Consider the following 22,820-nt stretch of genomic DNA (forward strand, 5'->3'; position numbering starts at 1 on the left):
TTGTGGCGAATGATTGAATCACGAAACTGAATCACGAAACGTCCCGCCGGGACTCGATCGAGATTGACGCAAATCCCTCGGTCTCAAGTCCGAGGCTATCGAGAACGGTTGCTCCGTGACAACCAATCACGCCACTTCAACAGCGGAGGATGCCGCCGCAGGCAATTGCCTAGCAGCGGATCAATCCTTCTCTGTCGCAGCGGCGGTTAGCTTAGCAACCCCGCCAAGTCGTCAGCAAGCAAGTCGAGCATCTCGTCATCGTCGTTGGAATCATCGACGGAGCCCGCCGCGAGTACAACGGCGGTCGCGGCTTGCGAGTCGCTCGAAACATCGGTCGCAACCGCCTTGGCATTGCCGTTGGACAGTTCCGCGAAGACCGAATCCGACGCTGGCTTGTCGCTTGGGGCTGAGTTGGTTTGAGGCAGAATCGCCGTCACCACCTGATTGTCTGCGACGACCCGTTCGCCTTCACCACTGTTGCCGACCGTTTTCGCCCGACGACTCAATTCGTTGATCACCGTCAATGCATCGAGGGCGGTGATCGATCGGTCGCCATTGACATCGACATAATACGGACTGACCAGCATGGCTTCGCCCTGAGCCCCCGAGGGGACCGCACGCGCCATTTCATTGATGACGTGCAAGGCGTCAATCGGAGTCACTTCGCCATCGTTGTTGACGTCCGCGGGAAGCCGTGAGTTTTGCAACGGCGACTCGCCTTGACCGCCCGTACCAATCGTGATGTGCAAGGCTTCGTAGCGAATTCGCGACGTCGGCACGGGGTCATCTTCACGATACAGCAGCGTGTCTTGGAACGGTGACGCATCCGCAGGCGAGCTGGCGATGACGCTTGAACCCGGCGCGATGGCATCAAAGTAAATCGTGGCCATCGTAGCGGGGTTCAAACTCGGGTATTCGCTCTCGGCGGCATTGGTGCGGGTCGTAACCGTTCCGAATTCATCAATGATGCCCAGCCGCGATGCGGTTCCTACAGCCGCCGAAGCGTTGTAGTTAGACAGGATGTTCACATCAAAATCGAAGTCGTCCGCCAAGTTGGTGTTAGCTGGCCGAATCATGCCAGCGTCGTACAGCATGTCCAAGAAGCCGGCAAACACAAACGTGCTGTTGTTTCGCAAGTCTTCGAGACTGACTTGGACCCCAAATCGATCGCCCACCCCAATTTGATTAGAGTTAATCGGTTGGCCGCCCGCGTTGACCAGATTCAATCCGATCAACACTTGGTCATCACTGTTCGCGTTGCCGTAGGCCAACGTCACTTGGGCGGTACTGCGAATGCCCTCATCGGTCACAATGACATAGGTGAATTGGTCGAACCCGCTGGCACTTGGATTGTTGTTAGGACGATATTGGAAAAAGTCGTCGTTCAGATTGCTAGGCGTGTTGTTATTGTTGATCGTCAGGCTGCCGTTTTGGGGCTGCACCACGACACCAAACTCTTGCAACTGAGCGTCACTGAATCGGTCATTGCCAAGCACATCCAATCGAGCCGCGGTGGACGACGAAGCGGAAATCGTTTGGCCTGCGGAATCGACACCTTGCATAAAGGCATCATCAATCGCGGTCACGAAATTTCCGTTTCCAGCAAAAATCACAAACTCGTTCCGTCCCAATCGCAGTTGGCTTGGGGTCAGAGCCACATCTTCGCCAATCAGCACGGTTTCGCTGCGAGCGTCATCGGCGGGATCTGCCGCGAAGACAGCAACGCCGGGCGAGAGTGCTTCAAAGGTGATCGTGAATAATTCCACCCGGCCGTTGAATGGCGTGGTGTTGTTGACGATTTGCACGCCACCGACATCATCGATCAAACCAGGTTTTTGCGAATTGCCCTGTTGGAAGGTGCCACCAGCGAACAAGGGGCCAAACGAGATGTCAAACGGGAACGCCGAGCTGCCATTCGCTGCGACCGTTTTGACCAATTCGTCGGTGTACAACAAATCGAGGAATGCCGAGGCCACGCCTTCGGGATTGCGATTGCCTAACTGATTGAGGTCGTCAACCGAAACGCGAACACCAAATCGATTAGCGGCCGGATTGGTTGAGTTCAGTTGCAGGTTGGTGATCGGGGTGTTATTCAACGGGTCGAAGAAATCAATCGAAAATTCGACGAGATCATCCGCCGCGGATCCAGGCAACATGTTGACGGTGACTTGGGCACTCGATGTTGATCCCGCCCCGTCCTGCACACTGTAGGAGAATTGCTCGGTCCCAGCAAAGCTGCTGGCGGGAGTATAACGCAGCGATTGCCCTCCTCCGATGATCGTGATGTTTCCTCCAGCGCTACCTGGAGTCACGCTGGTGATCGACAAGCCACCCGAAAGACTCGGAACATCGTTGTCGAGCACGTTGAGGGCGCGGTTCTGTGCTCCTTCGGGAACACTAAACACATCGTCGATCGCGATCGGCACATTCGATTGGAAGGTGACTTCCACGACGACCGTTGCGGTGTACAGATTGTTAAAGACGTCGCTGACGGTATACGTAAACACATCGCGTCCGGTGAACCCGTTCTGCGGCGTGTAGAAAACCGAGCGTCCGCCATCGTCCGTCGCAATTCGGACCGAACCATTCGTGCCACCGGTTCCGACCGAAACGATGGTCAGCGGATTTTCGGCCGTTTCGAAATCGTTCGCCAGCAGCAACAATCGTTTGGGGTCGCTGTTGCGAGAAACCTGTTCATTGAGGTCGTCATTGGCAACATTGTTAGTCGGCAAAATCGAGACGAGATGGTCTTCCACCTCGCCCGTCTCAGCGAATCCTGCAGGCCCCAAGCCTTGGGTTTGGCTGAGTCGGAAACGTGTGTACGTCGTGCCAACCACCGCGTATTGAGGAACCGCGACATCGATGGTTTGAACCGAATCGGTGACGCCGCTCGGGATGAGTTTCTCGGCCAACCGCTCGCCCACGCCATTGAACGTGCCATCGCCATCGAAGTCGACGAAGCCCTGTAGGTAGGCGGGCAGCCCGCTGGTATTGGTAACGTTTACGGAGAATTTCCCGGTGGACCCCAAGCCAAACGGAGTCGCTTGGCGAACGCCATCTTCGTCGTCGCTGCCGTTATTGTCGTCGCCATCGGCGCCGACTGACGGTTGACCATCGAGTTCACGATCGACGGTCGATCCGATCGTCAGCCCGGTTAGAATTCCGTGGGCCGCTCCCCCAACCGCTTCGGTCGTCAAGTACGAATCCGGAGCATCCCCAAAGTCGCGAGAAGGCAAGTTGCCGAAATTGTAATTATCGCTCAGCACCGTGCCGTCAAAAACAACGACATGCTCGCCACCGGCTGGGAAGGTCTGAACAAAACCAGGCTCCACGACTTCACGAATCGTATAGGTTCCCGGGCCGGGGAAATTGATCGAATAACTGCCATCCGGCTTCGTGATCGCACTTGGTTCGCCAAGGTCAGGACGTTTGTCACCATCGAGGTCGAGGTAAATATAGACGCCACCGATGCCAGCTTCGCCTGGATCCTGGAATCCATCACCGTCGTTGTCGCTAAACTTCGTGCCCGTGATATCCGCTTGAACTTTGCTAAAACCAAAGTCCACTCCAGCCACTCCGCTGAGTGACACCGTGGTCGACTTCGACGCCGGAGTGGTCGGAACAAAGTTTGTGGGCGCGATCGCGATGATGTTGTACGTTCCCGGAGCCGCCGTCAACGTGAATTGTCCGGATGCATTGGTGACCGCGGTCGGTTCCGATGGATCCGCGACCTGGTTGCCGTTGATGTCAGCAAACACGGTAACCCCAGCCAAACCAAGATCGCCAGTGCCGTTGCCATTGCGATTTAAGTCATTAAAGACGCGTCCGGTGATCCCGCCACCCGTTTGCCCGGTCGACAAAACCCACGACAACGCTTGCGGAACGTACTGAACCCCAGTGTAGGTTTCGGTGGTGCTGAAGCGGTCGACAACAAACTCAATCTCGGTGTCATCCGGCGTGCCGAAGATTTGGTCAGGGCCAACGCCGAGGTCGAATTCGGGCACGCGCGGCCCCGTCCCGTCAATCAACGAGCCGACATTGTTCAGGCCATTGGTGTGCTCCGCTCCAAACGAGTGAGCGGCTTCATGCGACACCGTCACTGCGATCGTGCGAGCGATCGCGTCGAGCACCGAAGCACTGGACGAGAATGGAAATTGGGTGGAATAATCAAGCACCAAATCAAGCGGCGAGAGCACGATCTCGTTTGGATTGAAGTTGCCGATATCTCCGGAAGGCGAAACCCCAAGCAGATTTCCACCGATATCGCCCAAATCCGCGTTCGTTCCCCCCACGACCACTCGCGTGACCAGCGGGTTATTGAAGCCCGGATCGGGATCGTCCAAGCTGTTACGAATCTCGATACCGTATTGGCCGGCGATTCCTGTGGCCGCAAAATCACCGTTGGATCCATTGTCGGCGATCGATTGGAAGTGCATTTTGACTTCCGCCATCACTTCGCGGATGAGCCGATTGGTCGCAGCGACGTCGAAATCGTCGATATTCAGCAGCGACAACGATTCCTGTAGGCTCGGAATGTTGACGATGCCGCCGGTCGGAGTGAATCGATTGAATTGGTCTGCGGAGTAGAAACCACCGTCGAAATCGACGTACAGAATCTGTTTTTGCCCAACCGCTAATGATTCGGTCACCGGGCGATAGGTTCTCAGCCCGTAGGTGTACGGCCCCGGCGATGCACTCGGCGCGGCAATAAAGTAGTAGCGACCATCCTCAGGAACGACCTGAGCCGCCGCGGCATTGCCGAATGTCTGCAGCGGAGAATTGTTTGTATAGCCAAACTCACCATTGTTCACATCGGTGCTAAACCAAAGGGCGCCCCCTTCGTCGTAGACCGTGATGTTGCTAACGGATCCCGTTACGGCAAGGTCAAAGATGTCGCCCGCTTTCAAATCGACCGCATAAAAATCGAGGTCGGTCTGAATCAGCCCGGTTTGCGACATGATATTGACGTTGGTGTTCCCCACCAAATCAACGGTGTTGCGTTGACCGGTTTGGTTGCCCAAGGGGATCAGCTGAGCGGTCGCAAACGAGTCGTTTTGTCCCCGTGCATCAAACGCTTCCGCCTCAATCACGGAAAACGCTTGCACCGTTCCGAGGTTACGGGGCTCGGGGTACTTGTTCAACGCAGAGGAGACGATCGAGGATAATGTATCCCCGGCCATCATTTGGCGTTGCTCGAGGCCTTCGAGCATCAGGTTTCGTTTTCGCAACCCACGCGGCTTCAAGTTTCGCTTGATCCGTTTACGGGAGGTGCGAGCGGGTTGGGGTTCGCTAGATGTCGATGCTTGAATCGATTCACTGCGTTTGATCATCGAGGGTCTCTTGCCAAACGATTGCCTAAGGTGTCACGCAACAATACCGGTTTTTGTCACGCTCTGCCCAAGGGCGTCAAATCAATGACGCTGCGAGGTGGATGTAGTCGTCTTCGGTGGTTTTCGTGCCGCTTCTCTCTCAAAGCCGCCTGTCAGTCTAATTAGCGGATGCGCTCGTGCACCCTTTGATTTGCCCCAATCCATTTGGGCTGATGCCAAATCGCGGGGGTCAAAATGCCAGGGTGTTTTGAACTGGATCGGATAATTCGACTCGGTGCCTTTTGCTATTTAGTGAACGCCTTCCCATTCCGAAACATAGTCACAATGGGTAAGAGAACACGAAGGAGCAAAATGTAGGGGAAAAGGGTCGAGATGCGATTCTAATTGCACCCTTAGAGGTGTCAACGAAACCCTGCGTTTGGGACGCGTCATTCCGGTCGGAAGTTCCGGGATAGCCCAAAAAATCGCTCTAAGCGGACTTTCCAGAGCGTTTTCGCCGATCGGAATGCCTGACCTCGGGGGGCTAAAACGAACGCCGTCCCAACCGAGCCAGCCCCTTTTTCGCCCTGTTTTCTGCGACCGAATGAGCCGTGGCTGCGTCCCGCTTAGAGAAACCGAAGCGTTTGACGTGCGCTCCGCCGAAGACATCCCCTTGAAAACCGAAGAGCGGTTGCCAAACGACAAAAAAAAATCCCGCGATTGAAATCGCGGGATTTTTTCAGTCCAAAAGATGGCGTAGGTGCGGCTCCACTACCAAATGTACTCGGCACCGACCGAGAAGCCTTGGATCACCAAATTGTCGGTTTGGGCACGGTTCGCATTCGGTGGCGTTGACGGTACTGCGGCGGCAAAGTTGCGGATGTTCTGGCTGTCGAACGCTCCGAAGCGAACTTCATCAATGCCAATCAAGTAGTAGGACGAACGCACCGTCCATGAATGGCTCAGACGATACAGCAACGTGGTTTCGAATTCCCCCATCACGGTCGAGTCTTGGTCGGTGTCATTGAACTCAACCGAACCTGGGGTGGCCAGCGGTGCTTCGGAGTTGAACGCCAGGAAGGAGTCGCGTTTGACATCGTTCTGCATCCAAGCTCCCTTCAAGCCAAAGCCAAGGTTGATCCCAGGCATCACGTTGTACCACAGGTCGAAGCCCGCTTGAGGGCCGAACAAGCGGTTCTTGTTACGGTCGCTCGAAGTGAAGAAGCGACGGTCACCCCCGACTCCATTGTTGTCGAGCCCAATCGCTGAATAGATCAAGCGGTCGTTGTAGCGGATATGACGAAGCCCAACGAGCCACGAGCCTTGGAAGCGATTGTAAGGGCCTACCGTTCGGCGTCGGTAGTTCAATTCGAAGCTATCGAACTCACTCTGGTTTCCTAACGATTGGCTGAGCGATTGATCGGTATCATCATAACCGCCAGCCGGTGTCACTCCAAAATCACTGATCACCGAGTACAGTTGGGCGGTAGGATCGTTGACCGTTGCGGTGCTATCCCATTCTTGGCCACCCATGTAGGTGAACTCGAGATTTCCGCCCGCTCCGAAGATCATCGCAGCGGAGAGACGCATGCCGGCTTCGAGATCATCGCTGTCTGCGTCACCGATGCTGAGCACTGGGGTGCCGCTGACACCTTGAGTCGTGACCACTCCGCTGCCGTTGCCGGTGCTGTGGCTGAGGAACAGGGCTTCAGCAGAAAGGTCATACCAACGTTGTGCACCACGGCCGGCGTCTTGGTAAGGAAGCAGACTGCCAATCGCACCGAGCAGGTATCCACGCCCGAGGAACTGGCAAGCTTCGCAACCACCACCGCGACAAAACATGCAGAAGAAACGAGTGTTCGTCAATCCGCCACAGGCCCGGCATCCGGGATGAGCACATCCGCCACAGGCGGTCATGTTGGCTGCGAATCCTCTCCCCCCAAGCAATCGACAACGAGCACGGCGACCGAAGATTCCGGCATCGTAGTCTTCACCACATTCGCCGTTCTCACAGCCGCCTTCACAGTAGCCATTTTGGCAACCGCCACCGCCCAGCATGCCGCCGGAGAACATCCCGTTGTTTCCGCCGCCATCGCAATCGACGGGGCCGTTGAAGCCCACCGGCATGACGCCACTACTCATCCCTAAGGGCAATGCGGACCCTTGATACATCGACGGAGGCACCATGCCCGCCGGGGTCACGTAGCCGCTTGCGTCATAATCCGCATCGGCGTGAACCACACTTGGCGGTTGAGCTTGTGTCGGTGATAGACTAAGCCCCAAGGCAAAGCCCACTGCGGCAAACAGAGTCAGACAAGTCGCTTTTATTGGAATCATTCGGTGCATTGCAAACGTCTCCGCGGCAAACGCCGCCTCGCTATCGGCCGGTGTGGAAAAGCCGGTGTGTCAAAAGCGGGAACGAAGCAATTGCGATCCAAACTCTGGACCGTTGCTATCGATGACCCCTGCCGCGACCCTCGCAGCAGATGCCTGAGGTGCCATTGACCCCGTTAGCCGCGTAATCGCGACGCGCCGGATCAAAGCCACCTTTTCCCCCTTGGTTGGCTTCGAAGCCAGTCATGCCGATTCACAGCCCAAAAAAACGAAAGTTTTGGAACGTTCGACATAACTCCTTCACGCGGATTTATCGGCACAACCTGACGCTAAGGTTTGGTTATTCCGGCGGATACGTTCAGGAAAAATTTTCCATGCCTGCTCCAAAATTGCTATCATCGGCAGTTGTGGCGGTGGCAATACAGCGACCTGTACAGTGCCATCCGACTGAAAACCGACCGAGTCTCGCTTGCAGGCAACCACCTCACTCGCAGCGAACAACCTCGCTGACGGGGCACGGTCAACCGCTCGAAAAACGTTACCGAAGCAGCGATCCTCAGCATGAGCCATCGTTCCTCTTCCCGATCGGGTCCGCTTTCCAGCTCACCGGCGAATCCGTCGTCCGGCGGTCCTGGGCAAGCGGATTCCCACTGGCCCGTTGAATCGGTCCGCGACATCATCGCTCGATTGGGTACCCCGCCTCGGGATGTCGTTGAAGCTTGGTGCCTCCAGGTGCAAGCGATCGCCAACGACATTCAAACACGCAGCGGAGAACCGTTGCCTCCGATCGATCTGAGATCGTGGTGGGTCGACACTCGTGGTGCTGTCGGTTTGCGATCGAGCGGGTATCAGGCCCGCGATGCTAACCTGACGCCTGACTCGGACCAGGATGCAATCGCGATCAACGACCAACGGGTACGTGATTTCCGTGACCAAGTTTTACAAGCCCACGTCGCCCACCCCCAAGATCAAAACCAGCCAGCGCCGGCTGCGATGACGGAAGCGACCCTGTCGATCGATGCGAACGTGACGCCGGAGTCTGAGACGCATGCTCGAAAAACCCTGTCGTGCAAGCACCCCAAGGCGTTGGTTCTGATCACGGCAGCACTCGTCATCATCACGGGACTTGGCTCGCTTTGGTGGTACCTCGGCCGAAACACGACGGGCGTCGATGCACGGGGTGGAACGCTGTCGATGACCCCCAAACGCCCTCAACCGGAGCGTTTTTCCAATGAAGAAACGAGTCGATCTCAGCCGCCCCCAACGAGCGCAACGTTCGATACCGGCACGTCATTCGAAGGCGACGGCAAATCATTGAAACTCGAGTCGTTTGGATCAAGCAGCAATGCGGCAAACGAACACCGCGTCGACGCCCCGTGGATGGATGCAAAACCGTCGCCGGAATCCGACTCGATGAAACCCAAATCATCGGATCCCTCTGCTGATGCGCCGGTGCGAGAGGACGATTTTCTAAAGACATCGTCAATCGCGCGCCCCGAGCAGACAACCGAGTCCAATGGGATAGGGACGACCGCCCACGAAGAACGAACCAACGCAAACGAAAACGAGTTGCCGGAATCCCCGCAAATCGTTCGCACCATGCAAATTCAGTCGATTCAATTGCCACCCACCGATGACACACAGACCGCGCCCAAGATTGACTCTTTGTCTCTAAATCCACATCCCTCTGGCGTTGGCATCCCGATTGAGAATCTCACGCTCGAATTCCCCTTAGACATCCCGATTGCGATGGATGCGAACGATGGCGTCGGTGAACATCACAGCGAAGGATTTACGATTCGCGACACGCGAAATGAGATCGCGATTGCGAGTTTAACACGCCAATCCAATTCGTTCACGTTTACTTGGTCCGAACACGCCAAAGCGAGTTCTCAAGCGGGAGCGCTATTGAACGGGCGTCTGCGAGACGCCCGTGGCAACATGACCTACTTGCGTCCTCGAGTGGAAGCGGATCCTTGGACGCTTTCGTTTGATGAGTTTGATTTTCATCCCAGTTGGGAATTGTCCGGAGGGTTGCCGGCAAACGTTTCTCGATTGGCGATTGATTTTGAATTGCCTGACGAAGTTGAGCAAGCTTGGATTGCCCCCTTCGATCCTGCGTCGCCACGACGGACCACGGGCGTCGCGGTGTTGTCGCTACGAGACAGAGAAACGGTGCAAATCGGCATTCGCTTTGAAGTCAAATGCACGACAAAACTAAGTTGCCGAATGCGCATTGCGGGGCGACTCGACCCCACGTTCGCTTGGCAGACGTTTACCTCAGCGGGATTGGCCGATTTTGCGAATCAGTTGCTGACTCAAGCAGACCAATTGCAAAAACAAACCGTTCAAATCGAAGCGTTGTATGACCGCGCCAACACCGATACCCGACGTGTAATCCGACCTCGTCGATCCGATTTGAAGTCGCAATCCGAACGGGTCACCGAGCTGTCGCGACGGGTAGCGGAATTGCAATCGTTGACCGCTTTGCTACAAACAACGACGAAGGTCCATTTCAAGATTTTTGTGGAGTGGCCTGACATGGAACAAATCATACTGACTCAGCAAGGATAAATCCGATGCGTTGTTTTTGGGTAGAGAAAAGCGAATCGGGCGAAGTGACTTCGTCGTTGACCGACAAACCTGTTTCGATTCTTGATTCATCCGACACGAGCGAGCCGCGAATCCGAATTCAAGTCCAATACTCGTCGCTGAACTATAAAGACGCAATGGCGGCAACCGGGCACCCTGGGATCGTTCGCCACTTTCCTCATATCCCCGGCATCGATGCGGTCGGACGTGTGATTCAAAGCCAAGATGCGGCGTTCCCGGTTGGCGCTGAAGTGATCGTAACGGGAAACCAATTGGGGGTCACCCACTTCGGCGCTTGGGCCGAACAGATTGATGTTCCCGTGTCGTGGGCGGTGCCGCTACCGGAATCACTCACCCCGCTGCAATCGATGGCCCTCGGCACAGCCGGTTTTACTGCGGCTCAGTGTGTCGCCGCGCTGATCGATCATGGCGTGACCCCTGAATCGGGTAGTGTCGTGGTAACCGGAGCGACCGGCGGTGTCGCCAGTCTGGCCATTTCACTGCTCGTTAAACTGGGCTACTCCGTCGTCGCGGTGACAGGAAAGCAGAGCGAGCACGAAGCTCTGAAGCAGCGGGGTGTCGACCACGTGCTATCGCGAAGCGAGTTCATTGATGACAGCAGACGACCGTTGTTGAGCGCGGCGTACGCCGGCGCGGTCGATACCGTGGGCGGAACGATGCTGGAAACGCTGTTGCGGTCGACCCAGTACCGCGGCTGCGTTGCCGCCTGTGGTTTGACCGGCGGGGCGGAGCTAAACACGACGGTTTATCCGTTCCTGTTGCGCGGCGTGACGCTCTGTGGGATTGATTCAGCGATGTGCCCGATGCCGATACGAAAAAAGATTTGGCAGCGTCTGTCGAGTGATTGGAAGCTCGACGATCTCGATTCATTGACCGAGATCGTGCCCATGGATGAATTGTCATCAATGGTTTCGAAGATCTTGGCCGGAGGCATGGTCGGACGCGCCGTTATCCAAATCTAACTCCCAAGCCTCAACCGCGTCCGAGCAGCGAGATGCTCGATCGCTAACTCAACACGTCCTCGATCACGTGCCCATGCACGTCGGTGAGTCGGCGGTCGATGCCATTATTTCGCACGCTCAATCGCGTGTGGTCGATCCCCAATTGATGCAGGATCGTAGCATGGATGTCGTAGACTTGGTGAGAACGTAGACGTTCCAGCGGTTTGTAGCCCCACGGGTCGCTCGGCCCATAGGTCCCCCCTTTGATGCCGCCACCGCACATCCAATTCGTAAACACAAACGGATTGTGATCGCGGCCTTCACTCCCCTGTGAACACGGCATGCGACCGAATTCGGTAGTCCACAGGATCAGCGTATCGTCCAGCATCCCCCGTTGTTCGAGATCCTTGATCAAGGCCGCAGCCCCGGTAGCCATCCCCAATGCCAAGGGCTCATGATCACGACGGACATTTTCGTGGCTGTCCCAATTTCGACGTGGGTGTCCATTGTCATTGCCGCTCCACACTTGAACGAATCGGACTCCGCGTTCGAGCAAGCGGCGGGCGACCAAGCACTTGCGTCCGAAAAATTCGGTTTCCGCTTTGCGGTTGATCACCGAATCATCCACGCCCGGGCCTTCGGTAGCGAGCCCGTACATGGATTGGATGTATTGTGGTTCTGATGAAACGTCCAATGCATCGGTAGCACTCAGTTGCATCGCAGCGGCGAGTTCATACGAGCGAACCCGGGCAGCAAGTCGCTCGTCGTCGGGACGTCGTTCAGCATAAGCGAGATTCAGCTGGCGAAGCGCCGCTAAACCAGCGGCGTCACTTTCCGCTGTAATGAAGTCACTATGCGGAGCAAACAGGTCTCGAATCGGCGTCTCGCTTCCCACACGGATCACGGTTCCTTGATGTTCGGCGGACAAGAACGTGCTCGCCCAATTCTTGGCACCATTGGAAGCCAATCCGCGATGGTCCGGCAACACTACGAACGCGGGCAGGTTCTCGTTCTCGCTGCCCAATCCGTACGAAACCCACGCCCCGGCACTGGGAAACCCCGGCAATTGGAATCCCGTGGTTTGTAGCAGTGTCGCTTGGCTGTGGACGCCCGTCTTCGCCACCACGTTGTGGACGAACGCGATCTTGTCGACGACGTCGCCGAGCGGAGCCACGATATCGCTAAGCATTTTTCCCGATTCGCCGTACGGCTTGAACTTCCATGGGCTGGCCATGCACGCACCGGGGGCGCTCTGGAACAACTCCACCTGTTCGCCGGGATCCCACGGTTTGCCATTCTGTTTCTGCAGCAACGACTTATAGTCAAACGTGTCCACATGGCTGGCCGCACCCGCCATGAACAACTGCACGACTCGTTTGGCACGCGGTGGATGGTGCAAGGGCGTGACCGTACCGGCAGCACCGGCTAACGCGTTATCGCTGTGGAGCAGGTCGGCCAACGCTAACCCCGCAAAGCTCGACAGCCCCTGTTGCAATAACGATCGTCGCGAGAGCGGGAGAGATAAATTGTTCACGTGACGACTATTCCACATAAATAAACTGGCTGGTGTTCAGGAGCACTCTCGCGAAGGTTTCTTCACCCTCGGCGCGAATCAGGTTTTCGAGTACCGCACGCTCCGCTTCGCTGGGATTCCGCCCCCATGCCAATCGACACGCTTGGTCGATTCGCCGATCGAGGGTGTGCGGCGATTCCGTTCGGAGCCGTTTGGCAAAATGAACCGACATCGCTTCGGTCAACCGATGGTTCCACTGCGTCAGCGCCTGGATCGCGGTGGTGGATTCATCACGCTGAGGAACGCTGATCGAGGGGTCGGCACAATCGAGTGCCGTCATCATCGGTTGGGGTTGCGATCGAACGACAAACCGATAGATGCTGCGCCGATGCGACGTGGGATCCTGGGGATCGTGTAGATGATATTCGTAGTGCGGCGAATGCTCCGGTTTTTCGATCACGAAGTCTTGAAAGCTTGGGCCGCCGCGAGCGTCTAACCGCAACACCCCCGCGAGCGATAGCAGTGAATCTCGGAACTCTTCGGCGGTCAAACGTCGACGGTTGAATCGCCACAGCAACGCATTATCTGAATCGACGGTAGCGTTGGCTTCGTCGTAGGCGCTCGAGCGGCGATAGGCTTGGCTGGTGACCAACATCCGCACGAGTGATTTGATCGATTGCTTGGGATCATCTCGCAATTGCACCGCTAAATAATCGAGTAGTTCGGAATGGGTGGGCAATGCTCCCATACGACCAAAATCATTTGGGGTGCTCACCAGCGGTTGCCCAAACACCCATTGCCAGACGCGATTGGCGATCGACCGCCACAGCAAAGGGTTATCATGGTCAGTCAGATAGCGCGCCAAACTCGCCCGCATTTCCGCCTCGCTTGCGTCCGGTTTGATGCTCCCCGACGATGCTTTGCTGCGCCATAGCTGCGGCAGAGCGGGAACGACCGGTTCCCCGCCCGAACTCACGTCGCCGCGGTGCAAGAAAGGAATAGGACGCGGTTTCCCACCGGTCGGCACAAATTGCCCTTGGCGAGCGAATTGGGTGGTCGCAGCGTAGACGAGCTGACCTGGTGGAAACTGGCTGAGCTGTGCTTCGAGCGAGGCGATGGATTGCGTGATCGCTCGCAGACGTGATTCGTGCTCTGCGGTACGCAGCGTTTGCGTGATTTCGGACCTTTGGGCATCGAGTTGCATCCACTCGGTAATCGCCTGCTCGTCATCAAATTTTCGGTAGGAAACGTCATCCATCAAGTTATCGATGCCCCAGCGGGGTGCCGCTTCGATACTGTCCAACGCCTTGCCCGTCGCTTGCAACGCATGATTGATTCCCGATGCCGAATCGAGTGCTTCCAATTCGCCCAAGGCGAGCATGCAGTCGTTATGGCGAGGAGCCAGCTTAGTTGCAGTGAATCGGACGTAGCGAATGGGTTCGCCACCCACCGCGGCCAATATCATTTGTAACTTCGGATTGGCTTGGTCTTGTTCACTCGCATCTAAAATTCGCCGAACCGACTCGTCTTCGAAACGCTCGTCGTTGGAGACGTCAATGTGATACCGAACCGGGAATCCAAAGCCGGCGCCGATGTGGTTGTAATCGTCATACGCAGCCGTTACTCGCACATGTGCAATAGAGCGACGTTCGCCCAAATCGAGTTGCACCCACTTTGTCGTTTCCTGAACCTTGGTGATTTGGCTGTGATAGCCAAACTCGGCTCGCTGCGTGATGCCGTGCATTGCCACCAGTTCCTCGATGCGACGGTCAAGTTCCTTGGTGCGTTGACTAATCGCATGCTCGAGTTCGGACTCAATGGCTTGCTGCTCCTGTTGGAGCGAGTGGACCTGGGTCGCCAGCGATTGCTGTTGTTCCTTTTGTTCGGGCGGCAAGCCGTTGTAAACACGATCGGCGCGATCGACCGCTGCAAACACCGCATGCAAACGGTAGTACTCCTCCGCGCGAATCGGGTCGAATTTATGGTGATGACATTGAGCACATTGAATCGTTGTACTCATGAAGACGTTGAACACTGCGGTTGCCATTTCGTCGCGATCAAGGTGCTTGGCAATCCGGCCATCGAGTTTCCCCTCGCCCACTTCCACGTGGCCGATCAGATCCCAGGGGCCGGCGGCTAGAAACCCAAGCCCGATGATGCCGTCGGCGGAATGGGGGAACAACGCATCACCGGCAACCTGTTCCTGCACGAAACGGGCGTACGGTTTGTCATCGTTGAAGCTGCGAATGACGTAGTCGCGATAAGGCCATGCATTGCTGCGCGGTTTGTCTTTGTCGTAACCGTGCGTCTCGGCATAGCGAGCAATGTCAAGCCAATGTTGCCCCCACTTTTCGCCAAAGTGAGGCGAATCGAGCAACCGGTCTAGCAACGCCACATAAGCGGCCTCGGGATGCGTTTGTGACTCGGCCACAAACGCATCAACCTCGCGTGGGGAGGGTGGCAGCCCGGTGAGATCGTAATGCAGGCGGCGAATCAGCGTCCGCGCGTCCGCCATCCCAACCGGCTTGAGCCCTTGAGAGTCTAATTTTGCATCAATGAAAGTGTCGATGGGATGGGTCGACGGTGCCATAGCGAGTTTGGGGAGCGTCAACGTTTGTAGCGACCACCAATCGAGATCCGAGACGGACGGCTCGACCAGGGTGACGTCGGCTGGCCACGGGGCTCCCGCGGCAATCCAGTCGCGCAGGATCGCAATCTCGCTGGCCGACAAGGGTGGTGCGTCCTGAGGCATCGAGGCTTGGCCATCCAACGGCGTGACCCGTTCGAGCAAGGGACTCGCTTCGGGATCCAGGCGGTTGATCGATTCGCTGGTGAACAAGTCGTCCGCGGTCGTGAACGAGAGCTCACCGCTGCGATCCACATCGTTGTGGCAACGCAGACAGTGCTGTTGGAGCAGCGGAGCGACGTCGGCCACAAACTGGATCGGGGCCTCGCCAAACGCCCATGAACTCAACCAGAGCGTCAGACACATCCAAACGCCGGTTTGCATACCGCGGTGGATCAACGAGCGAGCCGAAAGAAAGGCGGAGGAAAACACGCGGTTCGCTTTCCTGGGGATCGAAGCGACGGGAGCGAGCGGCCCTGCTGAAAAGCACGCTCGCCTGGGAGGCTCCGCATTATACCAGGACACCAGGCTCGACACACCAGGCTCGACACACCAGGCTCGACACACCAGGCTCGACACACCAGGCTCGACACACCAGGCTCGACGCTGGCCGTGCATCGAGCGGTGCGTGCATTTTTGCCCGTTAGCGTGTACGCGACCTACTTGCCGCATGGTGAGCCGTTAAGCGACCTTCTTGCCGCACGGTGCACGCAAATCAAACAAACCGAAAATCTCTTCGCGACTAAGGCCACCTCCTGCCGCGACCGGGCCGCCACCCTGCTCCGCGAACAAGGCGTCAAACATCTCACGCTTTTGATCCAGTACCGCAGCAATGCGTTGTTCGATCGTATTCATTGCCAACATCCGCGTCACCGTGACCGCCCCTCTGGCCCCGATACGATGCGCTCGATTGATCGCTTGATCTTCGATCGCGGGGTTCCACCAACGATCGAACAGGAACACGTATTCACAAAACTGAAGATTCAAACCGACGCTTCCCGCTCCGTAACTCATCAAGATCACGTGGCTTTTCGGGTCGTTTTTGAATCGATCAATCACTCCTTCGCGTTGCTTGTGCGGGATGCGACCGTGGTACTCCAACGGGCCAAATCGCTCCAACGCTGGTTTCATTTGGTCGATACTGTTGACCCACTGACTGAACACGATCGCCTTCTTGCCGCTGGCGGCAACCTCTTCCATATCCGCAACCAACCGCTCGAGCTTGGTGCTGCTGCCCGTCATCGGATCAAAATTGCAAATTTGCTTCAGTCGCAAGACGAGTTCGAAGACGTGTTGAATCGTCAACATCTCTTCCAACTCTTCTAATTGAATGACTCCCTCGGACTCGGCCTGCTCGTACGTAGCCCATTGCTCAGGGGTTAGATCGAGTTCGGCATCGCGGTAAAGTTTCGGAGGCATGTCATCGAGCACCATGTCCTTGGTGCGGCGCAAAATATACTCGTGTGCCTTCGCGGCCATCTGCGGCAGCGGCATTCCGACTTGCAAAAACCCCGGCGAGAGGAAATCAAACACTCCGACCAAGTCATCGGGCGAATTCTCGACCGGCGTTCCGGTCAACGCCCATGAACGTGTACGCGGTATCGCACGGACAATCTCCGCCGTCGTGCTGTTGCGATTCTTGATCCGTTGCGCTTCATCGAGTACGACCAAGTCGAAATGCAATCCACTTTCCAGGACCGTTTCCTTGTCTCGCATCAATAATTCGTAGTTGGCGACCTTGACCGGTATCTCCGTCGATCGCCATTGAAAATCGCGTTTCGCCGCGTTGCCTTCGATCGCAACAATTGGAATCTCAGGCGCCCAAACGCGAAATTCTCTCAGCCAATTCGAAACCAACGGCTTTGGGCAAACCAACAGGATGCTGCGAACCTCTCCGCTACATAGCAACAAACGAATCGTGCTGATCGCTTGCATCGTTTTGCCCAATCCCATCTCGTCCGCTAGCACACAAGCGAAACGAGGGAACATAAACGCAATCCCATCGAGTTGATAAGGAAACGGTTCGAAGGGGAAATTCAATTGCCCGCTGCCGACGAGCAAATCGAGAGGCGGTTGCAACAAGTAGTACAAACGGTCTTGCAGCTTGACCACGTCGCTGGGCGGCTTGATGCGATGGCGTTTGCGGTCGACCTTGGGCTTCTTTTTCGTCGCCTCGGCAACCTTCAAACCGTTCTCTTCGTTGCCCGCCGCCGCGGCTTTCGAGCTTGGCGCGACCCACTGATTCGCTTCCGGGAACAGGAATCCAGTCACCCGTGCCTTCAGCGGCGAGACACGAATGGGTAACGAGCGTGGTTCGATCGCGGGAATCGAAAGTTCGTAAGTGCCCGATGGCACCAGATCGTTTTCGCACCAGCTCGCTTGCGGATTGATCTCGACGTTGAGCATGGCGAATGGTTTCTTGGCGTCAGAGAGAACGAGAGTGGGGATGACGACAGCGCGCGGTACGCTGCAACAAGGCAAGCGGCGCCGGGCTTAAGCGGCGCGAGCAATTTGAGACTGAGCCTCACGGATGGCTTCGCGAATTCGCTCAAAGGGCTCAATGGCGTCGGGCATGTCCTCAAAACTTTTCACCAAGCCCTCGACCACGTCGGCGCGTTCCAGGGGAACGTTCAACGTCGCATTGACCAGCGCGACCTGGGATGCCCCCATCAACATGTCGCTCGTGATTGGGCCTTCGTCCCCCTCGGCCGCTTCAGAGATCAAGGCCACCGGAATGTCGCCGCGTGAGTTCAAGGCCAACGATTCGACTTGGTCGCAACACAACAGCGACATCGGCGTGCGGCACTTGGATACCAGCATCGGCCCGATCACCTCGCCAATTAAATGGTCGCGCATCGTGCTGCCAAACAAAATCTCGTGCGCTCGCGAGGGGCGGACCGGCAACGTGCACTGGAATTCGACCGGGCGACCGCCACGATTGAGAATCAACAGACCGCCGGTCCAACCAGTGCGGTCATCTTGAATCACCGTAAAGTAACCAATCGTCGGGTTCGTCGGAGCGGGCATTCAGTTTGTAACTAGGGCTTGGGGGACATTGCGGGAATAAAGGGGGGGGATCGGCCAGCCGGATTTCACGACAAGGCTGAGAAGCGGTGTTTCAAGTCGCTCGCTAACGTGGCCTTCGATCTCGTCAACGTAGCGCCACGGTCGCCACTTTTCCAATTGCCAAAAACGACGCCTCACCTTTCACAACCGGGGCGCGAAAGAAAATGGTGCCTGCAGCCAATCCCTAGTCACGTCATCGGCGTTCCGGTCGTGTCGACTTTAACGGCTGAACCCGTAAATTGGTCTTCTGGTAATGCAGGCAATTTGTAATGTCAAGGAAGGTTTGCAGAGAAATATCGGCAAGTTCGAGAGCCGCCTGAGAATTTTTGATTGTCGTTCCGGTTTGCTCGACAACTGTATTTTTTGCTGGTTATACTCGGGACAACCGTGATGCCACGACCGTGATGCCACGACCCAAAGTTGTGATGCCACGACAAAAGTAGATCCGCACAACGCGCCAAGCCGTTGGCCTTTCGATCTCTTTTCCATGCGGGCACAGCGATGACGTCGGCGCCGCAACTTGTGCCGACGACCTAACCGCCCACGCAGTTGATGTACTAGGAAATAACGACCATGTCATTCGACCAGGAACCTGTCTCGCCAATGTTCCGTATCGACGTTTCACCCGAATCCGGATCCGATGCCTCCATGTCAGAAAGCCGTGTAACGATTGAGCTTTTGCGACAAATGGTCGCGAGCCAGAATCAGCAGAACCGCTTGCTACAAGAATTGATCCAACAAAACGCAGCGATGCAGAAGCAACGTGCGGGTGAACTCCAGCAATGGAAGGATTCCAACCCCGAACTGTCGCGAGCGTGCCGACAAGCAGCCGAAACCCTCAGCCGCGTGCAAACCGGCTTCCTCGATAGCTTGACCGAAGAAATCCTCGACAACGAAGACCATCTGATGGAAGGCGAGTTCATGCTCAATGAATTCGTCGATCGTTTCGGACCCCGCTTGGCTCACCTCAACGGGGTGCTTCAAGTGTTGGCCCAATTGGGGACCGGACAACCCATCCAAAACTCGTAGCGTTATAAATAAGACGTCACGCTATAAATAAAAGACGTCACGTTTGATCGAGTCGGCCGCTTGATCGAGTCCGCCGCTTGATCGAGTCGGCCGTTTGATCGAGTCGGCACGGTGGAACTCTCTGCGAGTGCTGTTTGCGGGCTCACCACTCCCCCGCCAAGAACGCATACAACCCCACCAACGTCTTGGCGTCTCGGATTCGCCCCTCGGCAATCCATTGTCGGATTTCACCGCGAGTCGCGATGTGGTTTTCGATCTTCTCGGTCGCTTCGCGTGCATGTGCCCCCAACGTCAAATCGCGGGCCACGTACAAATGCATCAATTCGTCGCAAATGCCTGGCGCAGAATAAAATTCGTGCAGCAGTGTCATCGACGTTGCTTGGTAACCGGTTTCTTCCCTCAACTCGCGAATCGCCGTCTGCTCCGCAGGCTCTTCGGATTCCCTTGTCCCGGCCGGCAATTCCAATAAGGTTTCGCCAACCGTTGGACGCTGGTTTTCGATCATCACAATCGTATCGGCATCGAGCAGTGGCAAGATGACGACCGCGCCGGGATGACGAATCACCTCGCGAATGTACGTTTGACCGTCATTTCCGACCAACGACATCGCATGGACGTTAAATCGAGCCCCGCGAAGCACGATCGTTTCTTCGGCGGGGGTTGGGGAATCTTGATTCATCCGATTGAAATCCGTTTCACGAGCAAGGGCATCACCGCGGGTTGATCGTAGCGGAAGTCACCGCAGCACACGACGTCGAAAGCTCACTGTGGCAACGAGCAATCAAGGCATTTTTATGCGTGGATCGATTGCGTCGGCAACGGTCGACGAACGGAAGCGTCCTGGCCGATGTCGTGCCAATACTCGACCGACTCCTCGCCCAGAGTCCAGCACAACCGGACAGCTTGGCGATGGAGGATCGCCGGAAAATCGATGCTTCCGTTAAGCGGCAAGTGAGGCTCCACCCCGAGCCGGGTGAGTTCCATGATGCACTGATCCAATCTCGCTTCGTCTGCAACCAAGGTTCCGCGAATGTCATTCACCTCATCGCGATACGAAGGGTGATCGATCGTCTCGGCTAAGCGATCGATTCCCTCAATTTGATTGCGTTGCCGTTGGATCGATTGATTCAAATGCATTGCGTCCCGCATGATCGTCTTGAGCAGAGGCAACATTTCCGTTGCCCGCGCTGGAGTGAAGAGCACGGCTTGGGGCGGCAGTGACCCGTCATTGCTTGGTAACGCTCGAACCATCTTTTAAGAACCAGTCAGGAGTTTACGGGGACCTAAAATTTTCGCAAAAGCACCGAGTTCGTCTCAAGAAATCGGCTCGTTGCAGCAACTCACACTGTGGTGTCTACCTAACCGTAAGACGAACCGAAAGCCCCAATGGTTCCCGAACGTGAGAATTTACGAAACTCGCTTCCACCGACTTGTGGCCAAATGAACACGTACAGAAATGCTTGTTTTAGGGCGTTTGAGCAACTTTGGGGCCGATCTCGCCCAGGTTTTTACGGAGATCCGCAAGCATGAGCACAGGCGAAAGGTCAAAATCCTGGCTTTGTCAAGGCATATTTCCTTGACTGATGGTATTTTTGACTTAGAGTTCACTGTGTCAGGAAAGCGGGTATACACGGAGCAATCCTGCGGACACAACCGGCCTACGTGCGATGACTAGGGTCAACGGGGAAATGTCGACGGGGGTATTGTCGACGGGCATTTAAAATGCAGAAGAAAAATGCGGAAGCCATAAAGCAGCGGCTTTGGCAAACGTGCCCCCCCCCACGACGCCCATTACCATACCAAATACTGTGTGCATCGGGACTGTAGGCGAAACAAGTTTGAAGAATCAGGGCCGGTTAGGAAAGGACTGGAATCAATGTTAGTTTTATCGAGAAAGAAGAACGAGAGCATCGTCATCAACAACGATATCCGAATCGTTGTGGTGGAAATTCGTGGGGATAAAGTCCGTCTGGGTGTTGAAGCCCCCCGCGAAGTGCCCGTTCATCGCCGCGAAGTTTACGACGCAATTCAACGCAGCCTTGAATCAGGCGACGCGCCGGTTGAGTCCTAGCGTGCATCGCTGATCTCTCACGTCCGTGCGACGTACCCGACGTCGCTCGTAGTCCCAATACTGCGAGCGTTTTCTTTTTGTCGTTTTCTCACCGCACGCTTGTTCTCACCGCACGTTCTGTCGGTTCACTCACTGGCCCCTTGGTCACTGGCTCCTTGATGGATTGGCCCCTTGATGGATTGGCCAGTCCACAGGGCCGTCTGTTTTTCATCGCGGCGCCTGTTTTCTTGCGAGGCGCGACTTTGCTGGGCCCGCGGGGCAACGACTCAACGCGAATGGCTAACGGCTTCCTTCTCTCCTGCGCCCCCATCGATTTTCCTTTTCGTCGTGAAAGATGCGCGCCCCCGCCCTCTCTTAAGATCCGCCGCTCTTGAGATACCGCCGCTTGCGCGCGTTGGACCGGTTCATTGACGGTAACGATGGCACCGACATCGTATTCCTAATGGCGAAATCAATTTTGCTTTCGCTATTCGGCATCGCGAATCGCTTTAGGACAGAACCGTCCCACATGTTTTTGGGGCGAACGACGCGACGCAATCCACCCTTCAAGACCAAGGCAAGCAGTCCTGCAGAGCGGATTTTGGGGTCACCGCGAAAGTGGAGCCAAGAAAAAAAACTGGTATAATCACCGTGTTTTGATGAGTGTTCTGACTTTTTTTTGCCGAGAATGAATAACAAGGGAAGTGAACCCTTGACGAGAGTCAGGGGTGTTAGCTAAAAACTCCCTCACAGTGATCAACGCGTTGCGGTTTTTGAGCCACGTCGAAAGACAAGCTCGTTAACAACAACCCAAGGCCCCTTCGTCTAGCGGTCCAGGACACCGCCCTTTCACGGCGGTAACACGGGTTCGAGTCCCGTAGGGGTCACTGATAACACGAAAGCCCTGTGGCTAGAGCGAAAGCTCAAGGCCACGGGGTTTTTTCGTTATCAAGGCTTGCTGACCTTCCGATTCACAACGGCAACGATGCGAATTGGAGATAGCGAGTCAAAGGCAATTCAGAGCGGTGTGAAGCTTGCTTGAATTCGTTCAAGTAAAGGGAAGCATCGCTTCGACAGGCACACTGTTGCGGATGAAAAAAGTTGCGAACCTGGAAAGAGCTCAAAAGCTCCTCTTCTGGAGTTAGCAAGTTGCTGCTAAACTGAGTGAAGTTCTACCCCGTGGTGTAATGGTAACACTACTGATTTTGGTTCAGTCATTCAAGGTTCGAGTCCTTGCGGGGTAGCTAGAGGGCAGTCAAAAAAACGGTTTGCCTAAAACGCATTGAAACCCCACGAAGCCTTGTGCATCGTGGGGTTTTTTCATGCCTGTCCCCCTCCG

The 22,820-nt window shown here is 56.0% G+C and carries 12 protein-coding genes and 2 tRNA genes; 6 read left to right on the forward strand and 8 right to left on the reverse strand.

Features of this window, described 5'->3' with window-relative positions:
• Positions 1 to 206 precede the first annotated feature (206 nt).
• Positions 207 to 5,330, reverse strand: a complete 5,124-nt coding sequence (locus Pla52o_RS09730) for an Ig-like domain-containing protein (RefSeq protein WP_146594412.1) — start codon at positions 5,328 to 5,330, stop codon at positions 207 to 209.
• A 750-nt stretch (positions 5,331 to 6,080) separates the two neighbouring features.
• Positions 6,081 to 7,646: a hypothetical protein gene (locus tag Pla52o_RS09735; protein WP_197169131.1), complete on the reverse strand. Its 1,566-nt coding sequence runs from the start codon at positions 7,644 to 7,646 to the stop codon at positions 6,081 to 6,083.
• A 558-nt stretch (positions 7,647 to 8,204) separates the two neighbouring features.
• Here Pla52o_RS09735 and Pla52o_RS09740 point away from each other — a divergent pair.
• Together Pla52o_RS09740 and Pla52o_RS09745 are read left to right on the forward strand one after the other, a co-directional pair.
• Positions 8,205 to 10,217: a hypothetical protein gene (locus Pla52o_RS09740; RefSeq protein WP_146594414.1), complete on the forward strand. Its 2,013-nt coding sequence runs from the start codon at positions 8,205 to 8,207 to the stop codon at positions 10,215 to 10,217.
• A gap of 5 nt (positions 10,218 to 10,222) precedes the next feature.
• On the forward strand, positions 10,223 to 11,218 hold the full coding sequence (locus Pla52o_RS09745; RefSeq protein WP_146594415.1) for a YhdH/YhfP family quinone oxidoreductase: 996 nt from the start codon (positions 10,223 to 10,225) through the stop codon (positions 11,216 to 11,218).
• A 43-nt stretch (positions 11,219 to 11,261) separates the two neighbouring features.
• Here the strand turns inward: Pla52o_RS09745 and Pla52o_RS09750 are convergent, their stop codons facing one another.
• From Pla52o_RS09750 to Pla52o_RS09765, 4 genes are all read right to left on the reverse strand, one after another.
• Positions 11,262 to 12,731 carry a DUF1501 domain-containing protein gene (locus tag Pla52o_RS09750; protein ID WP_390620846.1) on the reverse strand — a complete coding sequence of 490 codons (1,470 nt, stop codon included), beginning with the start codon at positions 12,729 to 12,731 and terminating at the stop codon, positions 11,262 to 11,264.
• A 7-nt stretch (positions 12,732 to 12,738) separates the two neighbouring features.
• Complete coding sequence (locus Pla52o_RS09755; RefSeq protein ID WP_231612219.1) at positions 12,739 to 15,768, reverse strand: DUF1549 domain-containing protein; 3,030 nt, start codon at positions 15,766 to 15,768, stop codon at positions 12,739 to 12,741.
• A 249-nt stretch (positions 15,769 to 16,017) separates the two neighbouring features.
• Positions 16,018 to 17,742, reverse strand: coding sequence for a DEAD/DEAH box helicase (locus Pla52o_RS09760; RefSeq protein WP_146594417.1), 1,725 nt, complete (start codon positions 17,740 to 17,742; stop codon positions 16,018 to 16,020).
• Positions 17,743 to 17,829: 87 nt separating this feature from the next.
• Positions 17,830 to 18,363, reverse strand: coding sequence for a hypothetical protein (locus Pla52o_RS09765; protein ID WP_146594418.1), 534 nt, complete (start codon positions 18,361 to 18,363; stop codon positions 17,830 to 17,832).
• 612 nt (positions 18,364 to 18,975) lie between these two features.
• On the opposite strand from Pla52o_RS09765, the gene Pla52o_RS09770 reads away from it, so the two are divergent.
• Positions 18,976 to 19,431: a hypothetical protein gene (locus Pla52o_RS09770; RefSeq protein WP_146594419.1), complete on the forward strand. Its 456-nt coding sequence runs from the start codon at positions 18,976 to 18,978 to the stop codon at positions 19,429 to 19,431.
• A gap of 142 nt (positions 19,432 to 19,573) precedes the next feature.
• Here Pla52o_RS09770 and Pla52o_RS09775 read toward each other — a convergent pair whose 3' ends face one another.
• A complete protein-coding gene (locus Pla52o_RS09775) occupies positions 19,574 to 20,110 on the reverse strand; it encodes an NUDIX hydrolase (RefSeq protein WP_146594420.1) in 537 nt (178 codons plus the stop codon).
• 113 nt (positions 20,111 to 20,223) lie between these two features.
• Entirely contained in the window at positions 20,224 to 20,682 is a 459-nt protein-coding gene (locus tag Pla52o_RS09780; protein ID WP_146594421.1) for a DUF2203 domain-containing protein, read from the reverse strand.
• Positions 20,683 to 21,307: 625 nt separating this feature from the next.
• Between Pla52o_RS09780 and csrA the strand changes: the two genes are divergently transcribed.
• From csrA to Pla52o_RS09795, 3 genes are all read left to right on the forward strand, one after another.
• The gene (gene csrA / locus Pla52o_RS09785) at positions 21,308 to 21,502 is read left to right on the forward strand and encodes a carbon storage regulator CsrA (RefSeq protein ID WP_146594422.1); all 195 of its coding nucleotides are present in this window, start codon (positions 21,308 to 21,310) and stop codon (positions 21,500 to 21,502) included.
• A 793-nt stretch (positions 21,503 to 22,295) separates the two neighbouring features.
• Positions 22,296 to 22,368, forward strand: a tRNA-Glu gene (locus Pla52o_RS09790).
• 286 nt (positions 22,369 to 22,654) lie between these two features.
• Positions 22,655 to 22,725: transfer RNA gene (locus Pla52o_RS09795), tRNA-Gln, on the forward strand.
• The last annotated feature ends 95 nt before the right edge of the window (positions 22,726 to 22,820 follow it).

This window comes from Novipirellula galeiformis (assembly GCF_007860095.1).
GTDB classification, from domain to species: domain Bacteria; phylum Planctomycetota; class Planctomycetia; order Pirellulales; family Pirellulaceae; genus Novipirellula; species Novipirellula galeiformis.